Below are 365 nucleotides of genomic sequence, written 5' to 3' on the forward strand. Positions count from 1 at the left end.
CGCGGGACCGCGATCGGCAGCCTCACGATCGGCAGCCTCACGATCGTCCCTGGCCACGGCACCGGCCCGACCCGGTGCGCTGCGGCCGCTGCGCCCTCGCTCCACGGCCTGACCCGGCACCCCGGGTCCGGGGACGGTGGTCGCCGCCGGTGGTTCTTCTGCGGCCGGGACCGCGCGCAGGACGTCCGCGGGCGTGGCGGGGTCCGCTGATGGTGTCTCCTGTTCCGTCGGCGGTACCACCTCGGCGGGCGGGGCGGGGTCCGTCGGCGGAATCGTTGCCGATTGCGGTTCGGGTGCCGGGTCGGGCACGACCGCCGCGCGGTCCGGGACTTCGGCCGCCGCTGCCTCGACCCTGTCGGTCGCTG

General features: G+C 77.0%; 1 protein-coding gene. It reads left to right on the plus strand.

The window, feature by feature from the left end:
* Positions 1-210 (plus strand): hypothetical protein (locus tag I0Q12_RS33615; protein ID WP_231611265.1); only part of this gene is annotated, 210 nt, incomplete at its 5' end.
* Between the last annotated feature and the right edge of the window lie 155 nt (positions 211-365).

The organism is Rhodococcus sp. CX (assembly GCF_015865005.1).
GTDB lineage: Bacteria > Actinomycetota > Actinomycetes > Mycobacteriales > Mycobacteriaceae > Rhodococcus.